Genomic DNA, 8,408 nt, shown 5'->3' on the forward strand with positions numbered 1-8,408 from the left:
CCCCCCCCCCCCCGCGGCCGGCCCCCCCCCCCCCCCCCCCCCCCCGCCGCGGGGGGGGCCGCGGGGGGGGGGGGGGGCCCCCCCCCCCCCCCCCCCCCCCCCACGGGCATCAGGCCGCGGTCCGCCGCCGCGGCTTCCGGTAGCTGAGCCTGCGCAGCAAGGTTTCCGCAGGCCCGCGCACGCCCGCTCGTTCCGAGAGCCGCGCCAGCACCGCGGTCAGTACCCAGGTGGCGACGCCGACGAGCGCCGCCGACCAGCTCGACAGGTGCGCCCCCACCGCGAATCCCCACGCCGAGAGCAGCGGCACGAACACCGCCGACTGCGCCAGGTACCCGCTGAGCGAGCGCCGCCCCAACGCGACCAACGCGCGCACCGGCCTGGCCGGGCTCGCACCGCGCGCGGTGATCCGGTGCGCGACGAGGCCGAACAGGGCGGCGTATCCGACCCCGGCGGGAATCCCGGCGAAGAAGTGCACCGTGCCGAAGACCGCCAGGTTCGGCAGCCCCAGCACGCCGACGTGGTGCAGCGCCAGCGGAACACCCGCCACCCAGCCCACGGCGATGCCGAAGAAGGCGGTGCGCCGCAACAGCGGCAGGTGCCGGGCGGGCTCCTCCAGGACGCGGTGCCGGGAAGCGAGCAACCCCAGCAGGAACGCGGTCGGCAGCGCGAGCGTGGCGATTCCTGCCAGCGGCGTGGGCGCCCAGTTCGCCAACCGCAGCAGCGCGGACGCGAGGTAGCCGGTCTCGGTGATCGGGAACCGCTCCGGACGCGGACCCACCGACGGCGGCACCGGGTCCGCCATCACCGAGATCGCGCACACCGCGACGCCGAGCGCCACCAGGACCCCGATCCACACCCGCAGCGCGCGGTCCCCGCGGCCGAGGAACAGCGGCACGAACACCAGTCCCATCACGCCGTAGGTGGCGAGGATGTCGCCGTGCCACAGCAGCGCGGCGTGGACCAGGCCGAACCCGAACATCCACAGGTGCCTGCGGCGCAGCAGCCCGCGCGCCTCGCGCGCCGAGGCTCCCGCCGCGATCCGCCGGGTGTGCAGCTGCCCGATCCCGTAGGCGAACAGGAACGCGAACATGGTGTGCGTGCGGGCGTCCACCACGACGATCGTGGCCGCCTGCACGATCCGGTCGGCGAGCCCACCGCCCGCCGGGTGCAGCAGCGCGGCACCGGTGCCTGCGGTGTACAGGAACCACGGCACGTGGGCCAGGGCGATGAGCAGCAGCATCATGCCCCGGGCCAGGTCCGGGGCGATCGCCCGCTCGGCGAGCGGGGTGGGTCGCGCCGGTGGTGCGGACGGGCGCGGGACGGTGTCGGTGGACACGGGTGGGCTCCTCTCGGGGCTGTTGTCACCCCATCCCACTCCGTGCCCCTGCGGCACGCTCAAGCCCGGATTTCCGCCCACCGCCCGGAGAACGGGACGCCCGCGGTGCGCGCGGGCGCCCCGTCCGGTGCTCAGGACAGCTTGAGCACCGGGTTCCGCTGGTCCAGCCAGGTGGCGAAGTCCAGGGACCGTTCGATCGCGCCGCGCTGCTCGTGAGTGATGGTCGCCCCGTCGGCGGTGGTGGCGGCCTTGAGCCGGTCCGCGTCGTAGAACTCCAGCACCCGGTGGTCGGTCGCGATCAGCTCCGCGGCCTGCGCCTGGATGGCGCGGAGGTAGTTCGGGTCGAAGCTGCCCGGGTAACCGCTCTTCTTCCGGTTGGCCACCGATTCCGGCAGCGTGTCCCGGGTGGCGCCGCGCAGGATGCTCTTCTCCCTGCCGTCGAAGGTCTTCAGCGCCCACGGGGTGTTGAACACGTACTGCACCAGCCGGTGGTCGCAGAACGGCACCCGCACTTCGAGGCCCACGGCCATGCTCATCCGGTCCTTGCGGTCCAGCAGGGTCTGCACCATGCGGGTCAGGTGCATGTAGCAGACCTGCCGCATCCGCTTCTCCAGCCCGGTTTCGCCGTCCTTGAGCGGCGCGGCGGCGACGGCGTCCCGGTAGTTGTCGCCGATGTAGGAACCGAGGTCCAGCTGCGCGCTCAGGCCGGGTTCGAGCAGCCCGGACGGGGTCAGCGGCGAGTCGACGAGCCACGGGAAGGTGTCCGCGTCGCGCTTGCGCTCGTCGTGGAACCACGGGTAGCCGCCGAAGATCTCGTCCGCCGACTCCCCGGACAAGGCCACGGTGGACTGTTCGCGGATCGCCTTGAACAGCAGGTACAGCGAGTTGTCCCGATCGCCGAGACCGATCGGGAGGTCCCGGGCGGCAACGGCGGCGGCGCGCACCGCCGGGTCGGACAGGGCCGCGCCGTCGAGCATGATGTCGTCGTGGTCGCTGCGCACGTGTTCGGCGACGGCGTGCACGAACGGCGTGTCCTGGGTGGGGGCGACGTCGATGGCGCGGAAGTTCTCGGCCTGGTTGGGGAAGTCGACGGCGAAGCTGCGCACCGTCTCGCCCTGCTCCGCGAGCTGCAGCGCCGCGATCGCCGTCATCGCCGAGGAATCGAGCCCGCCGGAGAGCAGGGTGCAGCGCGGCACGTCGGCGACGAGCTGGCGGGCGATGATGTCGTCGAGCAGCTCCCGCACGTGCGCGACGGTGGCGTCGCGGTCGTCGGTGTGGTCGCCGACCTCCAGCTGCCAGTAGCAGCGCTCGCGCAGCCCGTTGCGGTCGACGATGGCGAGGTGGCCGGGCTTGAGCTCCCGCATCCCCTCCCACACGGCGAAGCCGGGCGTCTTGGCGAACGAGAAGATCTCGCGCAACCCGTCGAGGCCGACGACCGGTTCGGCGTCCGGGTTCGCCAGGATCGCCTTGGGCTCGGAGCCGAACAGCACGCCGTCGGCGGTCTCGTAGTAGTAGAACGGCTTGATGCCCATCCGGTCGCGGATCATGACGAGCTTCTCGGTGCGCTCGTCCCAGATCGCGAAGGCGTACATGCCGTTGAGGTGTTCGGCGAGCTGCTCGCCCCACTCCAGGTAGCCGTGCAGCACGACCTCGGTGTCGGAGTCGGTGTCGAACCGGTGCCCGCGCCCGCGCAGTTCGGCGCGGAGCTCGGTGAAGTTGTAGGCCTCGCCGGAGTAGACCATGGCGACCGCGCCGTCGGGCGTGGCGACCTCCATGGGCTGCGCGCCACCGGGCAGGTCGATGACGGCGAGCCGCCGGTGCCCGAGCGCGGCGTGCGGTGCGACCCAGGTGCCCGCGGCGTCCGGGCCGCGGCAGGCCATCGTTTCGGTCATGTCCCGCAGCACTCGGTCCTGGGTACCGAGATCACGCCCGTAGGAGACCCAGCCCGTGATGCCGCACATACGACCACCTCACCCATTTAGATAGCTGCTCAAACTAACGAAATGGACGCTAGTGGCCGGGACCGGCGCTCACTGCGGAGCAAAAGTGTGACGCCGAGTGATGTAAATCATAGATGTCGCGATGTTGCGGGCACATCGCAAATACCTCGTGAACAGGACGAATGCGAAGTTCTCCGCGCGCCACCCCGGACCGGGCCGAACACGGAGCGCGACCGGTACTACTCCCCCGCCTTCTCGGTACCGACCGAGTCCAGGTGCTCGCGCAGCCGCTCCGCCGCCTCCGCCCGGCGCCCCGCCAACAGCAGGTCCGCGATCTCCACGTGCTCGCGGCAGCGCACCACCGCGCGGTCCCGCGGCAGCGTCCGCCGGTACTCCACCAACCGGCGCAACCGGTCCACCCGGCGCAGCGAGTCGATGAAGAACGCGTTGCCCGAGCACTGCACCAGCACCTCGTGGAACGCGCTGTTGCGGTCGAACAGCTCCGCGTCGCCGACCTCCCGGATCGCGCCGTCCACGAGGTGTTGCTGCTGCGCGCGCACCTCCCGCACCGCGTCCTCGTCCAGCTGGAAATCCGGTTCGAGCAGCGCGGCCGGTTCGATCGTCAACCGGAACCGGTAGCTGTCCCGGTACGAGCCCTGCGAGGTGAGCATCGGCCGGAACCGCCAGCCGTAGCCGGGCATCCGCTCGATCCAGCCCTCGGCACCGATCCGCTGCAGGATCCGGGACAGCTGCGCGGACGTGAGCCCGTACTCGCGGGCGAGCCCGCTCTCGGTCACCCGCTCCGGCAGCCGCCCGTCCAACCGGTCCCCCGCGATCCGCAGGTAGGTCGTCTCCACGCCGTCCCCGCCCTCGGCCACCGGCGCGGCGTCCGGGACGCGCAGCACCGCGTAGCCGCCGCGCTCCCCCGCCGCCACCACGCCGTCAGCGGCGAGCAGCCGCAGCGCGCCGCGCACCGGCGAGCGCGACACCGCGAGGCGCTCCGCGAGCGCCCGCTCCACCAGGCGGGTGCCCGGCACGAGCCGCTCCTCGCGGATGTGCTCCGCGATGCGCGCCGCGATCTGCTCGACGAGGGGCGTCGCCATGTGCTCCCGGTCCTTCCGCGAGGTGGGCGGTGTGCCGAGCGAGCCTACTTCGGCGCCGGCGCCGGTTCCCGCCCCGACGGTCGGGATCCCGCGGTGCGAGCCCGGTGGCGAGGTTCCGGACGAGGCAGGCGTCAGGCCCCGTGCTCCGCGTCGACGCGCCGGGTTTCTCCCGTGGCCACCAGGGTTCGGGTGGCGTCGACGGAGGCGTAGGTCCACAGGATGCGCATCGGCGCGGTCGCCGAGGCGTTGCGGAACCGGTGCGGCACCCCCGCGTCGACGTAGGTGGTGTCGAAGGCGGTGAGCTCGTGCTCGACGCCGTCGATCTCGGCGATCGCATCGCCTTCGAGGATCACCACGCTCTCCGGGCAGTCGTGCGTGTGCAGCGGGATGCCCGCCCCGCCCTCGAACAGGGTCTGCCCGTTGAGGAACGTGGCGGCGCCGCGCTCCCGGGTGACCAGCGGGATGGTGCGGGCACCGCCGCCGCGGGAGAACGCGGACAGCTCGGCCGGCCGCAGCACGGCGGCGGGGAAGGTCTCGTGCTCGGGCATCAGGCGCGCTCCTCGCGGATCCAGAGGGTCTTGACGTTGACGAACTCGCGGATGCCCTCGGCACCCAGTTCCCGGCCGTAACCGGACTTCTTCACCCCGCCGAACGGCAGCCGCGGGTCGGAGGCGACGACGCCGTTGACGAACACCGCGCCCGCGTCGATCTCGGCGGCGATGCGCCGCGCCAGCGCGAGGTCGCGGGTCCACACCGCGGCGCCGAGGCCGAACTCGGTGCGGTTGGCCAGTTCCACCGCTTGCTCGGCACCGGCGACGCGGGTGATCGCCGCGACCGGCCCGAAGGTCTCCTCGTCGAACGCGGCCATGCCCGGTTCGACGTGGTCCAGCACGGTCGGCGGGTAGTGGAAACCGGGCCCCGGCACCGGCTCGCCGCCGGTGCGCAGCCGCGCGCCCGCGGCGATCGTGCGCAGCACCTGGTCGTGCAGGGCGTCGCGCAGGTTCGCGCGGGCCATCGGGCCGATCCGGGTGGCCGGGTCGGTGGGATCGCCGACGGGCAGCGCTTCGGCGGCCGCGGTGAAGGCGGCGGCGAACTCCTCGGCGATCGGCTCGGCCACCAGGAACCGCTTGGCGTTGACGCAGGACTGGCCGACGTTGGTGAACCGGGCCCGCACCGCAGCGGCGGCCGCGGCGGGCACGTCGGCGTCGGCGAGCACCAGGAACGGGTCGGAGCCGCCGAGTTCGAGCACCTGCTTCTTCAGCGCGTTCCCGGCCTGTCCGGCGACGATCGCGCCGACCTCGGTGGATCCGGTGAGGGTGACCGCGGCGATCCGGTCGTCGGCGATGAGCTCGGCGACGACGGGCACCTCGACCAGCAGCGCCCGGCACAGCCCCGCGGGCGCGCCCGCGTCGCGCAGCACCTCGCCGATCGCGAGCGCGCACTGCGGAACGTTGTTGGCGTGCTTGAGGATCGCGCCGTTCCCGGCGGCCAGCGCGGGGGCGGCGAACCGGAAGAACTGCCAGAACGGGTAGTTCCACGGCATCACCGCGAGGACCACGCCGAGCGGCTCGCACACGACCACCGCCTCGCCGTCGTCCGTCCGAACAGGACGGTCGGCGAGGAGCTCCGCGGCGTGCTCGGCGTAGTGCTCGCAGGTGAGCGCGCACTTGTCGACCTCGGCGGCGGCTTCGGCGATCGGCTTGCCCATCTCGGTGGTGATCAGCCGGGCGTAGCGCTCCCGCCCGGCGCGCAGCACGCGGGCGATCTCGCGCAGCAGCGCGGTGCGCTCGGCGAGCGGCGTCCGGCGCCAGGCCCGCTGGGCGGTCGCGGCGGCCGCGAGGGCCGCGTCCACTTCAGCGGGACCGTCCACCTCGTACCGCGCCAGTTCGGCCTCGGTGGCCGGGTCGATCGACAGGATGGTCACGGGGCTGCTCCGTTCCAGGAGGGGTTCTGAGGGGTGCGGGTTCCGGGGTTCGCGGCCCGGTCGCGGCGGTCCGCGGTGTCCCGGCGGAGCAGGACGCTAATCGACCGGATGGTTTTTCTCAACGCACAAGTACCAATTCGGCGCCCACCTCGATCCGATTCGTTATAAGCACTGCGCACGCACTCATCTGCTGCTCAGCTCGGCTCGATCTCCCTGGATTCAGGTCTTGACCGAGCGAGGTTATAACCTCCAGGATGTCGCCGGAACGCACCACCCGAGGAGAGATCCATGACCGCACCCCGATCCGCCCGCACCTACCGACTCGGCCTGCTCGAAGGCGACGGGATCGGACCGGAGATCGTGCCCGCCGCCACCCGCGCCGTGGACGCCGCGCTCACCGCCGCCGGGGCCCCGGCCGTCGAGTGGGTGCCGCTGCCGCTGGGCCGGGACGCCATCGAGGAGCACGGCACGCCCTCGCCGGAGTCCACGCTGGCCGCGCTCGACGAGCTCGACGCCTGGCTGCTCGGGCCGCACGACAGCGCCGCCTACCCGGAACCACACCGCTCGCAGCTCAACCCCAGCGGCACCATCCGCACCCGCTTCGGGCTGTACGCGAACATCCGCCCCGCCAAGTCCTTCGAGGGCGCGAAGGCGATGGTCCCCGGCACCGACCTGGTGATCGTGCGGGAGAACACCGAGGGCTTCTACGCCGACCGCAACACCCACGCGGGCACCGGCGAGTTCATGCCCACCCCCGACGTGGCGATCGCGCACGGCATCATCACCCGGCCCGCCGTGGAGCGGATCGCGCACACCGCCTTCCAGCTGGCCCGCGGCCGTCGCGGCAAGCTGACCATCGTGCACAAGGCGAACGTGCTGCGGCTGACCACCGGCCTGTTCCGCGACGTGTGCCGGGAGATCGCCGAGCAGTACCCCGACGTCACCGTGGACGACTACCACATCGACGCGATGACGGTGCACCTGCTGCGCCGCGCCCCCGAGTTCGACGTGATCGTCACCGAGAACATGTTCGGCGACATCCTCTCCGACCTCACCGGCGAGCTGGCCGGTTCGCTGGGCATCGCGCCGTCGATCAACGTCTCGGACCGGCAGGGCATGGCGCAGGCCGCGCACGGCTCCGCCCCCGACATCGCGGGCAAGGACCTCGCGAACCCGATCGCCATGATGCTGTCCAGCTCGATGTTGTTGCAGTGGCTGGGAGATCGGCACCAGGACGCGGGCTTGCGCACCGCCGCCGCGGCGCTCGACGCGGGGATCGCGCGCACCGTCGCCGCCGGGACCTGCACCTCGGACATGGGCGGTTCCGCCGGGACGACGGAGTTCGCCGCCGCCGTCGCCGCCGCCATCGCGGACGCGAGATGACCCGCCCGCTCGTGGCGTTCGTGCACGCCGCGCCCGCCGCGGTGGAACCGGCGAACGCGGCACTGCGCGAGGCGTTCCCGGAGGCGACGGCCTGGAACCTGCTGGACGACCGGCTGGTCTCCGAGGCCGACGCGGCGGGCGGGCTCACCCCGGCGCTGCGCAGGCGGATGCTGGGGCTGATCCGGCACGCCGTGGACGGCGGCGCGGACGCGGTGCAGCTGAGCTGCTCGATGTACGGGCCGGTCGCCGGGCTCGCCCGGCAGCTGTGGTCCGCGCCGGTGCGGGGCGCCGACGACGCCGCGTTCGCCGAGCTCGCCCGCCGCGGCCGGGCCACCGCCGTGTTGGTGTCCTCATTGGACAGCGCACTCGCGGAATCGGCCGGGCGGCTGGACATCGCGGCTCCCGAGGCACGAATCCTGCCCGCGCTCGCGCAGCCGGCCGGCGCCGATTCCCTCGCCGCGGCGGTGCGCCCGCACCTGCCCGCGGCCGACCTGGTGCTGCTCGCGCAGTACTCGCTGAGCCCGCACGCCGCCGCGCTCGCCGCGGACCTCGGCACCGAAGTGCTGAGCCCGCCGCTGCTCGCCGCGCGCTCGCTGCGGACGCAGCTGCTCGGCGCGGCCTGAGCCCGGCCCGCCGGCCGGGGGGGGGGGGCCCCCCCCCCCCCCCCCCCCCCCCGGCGGCCGCCCCCCCCGAACCGGTGCCGCCGCGCGGGGCGGGCACCG

At 73.3% G+C, this 8,408-nt stretch carries 7 protein-coding genes; 2 read left to right on the forward strand and 5 right to left on the reverse strand.

Annotation, left to right across the window (positions count from 1 at the left end; all coding sequences use genetic code 11):
* Positions 1-109: 109 nt before the first annotated feature.
* The 5 genes from LCD33_RS29400 to LCD33_RS13940 all read right to left on the reverse strand — a co-directional run bounded on the left by LCD33_RS29400 (position 110) and on the right by LCD33_RS13940 (position 6,303).
* Positions 110-1,336 carry a DUF418 domain-containing protein gene (locus tag LCD33_RS29400; RefSeq protein WP_224957590.1) on the reverse strand — a complete coding sequence of 409 codons (1,227 nt, stop codon included), beginning with the start codon at positions 1,334-1,336 and terminating at the stop codon, positions 110-112.
* 131 nt (positions 1,337-1,467) lie between these two features.
* Positions 1,468-3,297 (reverse strand): asparagine synthase (glutamine-hydrolyzing), encoded by a 1,830-nt coding sequence (gene asnB, locus LCD33_RS13925; protein ID WP_224957588.1) that lies wholly within the window; start codon positions 3,295-3,297, stop codon positions 1,468-1,470.
* Positions 3,298-3,515: 218 nt separating this feature from the next.
* Positions 3,516-4,379: a GntR family transcriptional regulator gene (locus tag LCD33_RS13930; RefSeq protein ID WP_224977928.1), complete on the reverse strand. Its 864-nt coding sequence runs from the start codon at positions 4,377-4,379 to the stop codon at positions 3,516-3,518.
* Between the two features lie 131 nt (positions 4,380-4,510).
* On the reverse strand, positions 4,511-4,927 hold the full coding sequence (locus tag LCD33_RS13935; RefSeq protein WP_224957584.1) for a cupin domain-containing protein: 417 nt from the start codon (positions 4,925-4,927) through the stop codon (positions 4,511-4,513).
* Positions 4,927-6,303: an NAD-dependent succinate-semialdehyde dehydrogenase gene (locus LCD33_RS13940; protein WP_224965802.1), complete on the reverse strand. Its 1,377-nt coding sequence runs from the start codon at positions 6,301-6,303 to the stop codon at positions 4,927-4,929. The genes LCD33_RS13935 and LCD33_RS13940 overlap by 1 nt, the downstream gene beginning before the upstream one ends.
* A 288-nt stretch (positions 6,304-6,591) precedes the next feature.
* Between LCD33_RS13940 and LCD33_RS13945 the strand changes: the two genes are divergently transcribed.
* Together LCD33_RS13945 and LCD33_RS13950 are read left to right on the forward strand one after the other, a co-directional pair.
* Entirely contained in the window at positions 6,592-7,686 is a 1,095-nt protein-coding gene (locus LCD33_RS13945) for an isocitrate/isopropylmalate dehydrogenase family protein (protein ID WP_224957579.1), read from the forward strand.
* Entirely contained in the window at positions 7,683-8,309 is a 627-nt protein-coding gene (locus LCD33_RS13950; protein ID WP_224957578.1) for a hypothetical protein, read from the forward strand. The genes LCD33_RS13945 and LCD33_RS13950 overlap by 4 nt, the downstream gene beginning before the upstream one ends.
* Positions 8,310-8,408 lie beyond the last annotated feature (99 nt).

It is taken from the genome of Saccharopolyspora sp. 7B, assembly GCF_020177435.1.
GTDB classification, from domain to species: Bacteria; Actinomycetota; Actinomycetes; order Mycobacteriales; family Pseudonocardiaceae; genus Saccharopolyspora_C; species Saccharopolyspora_C gregorii.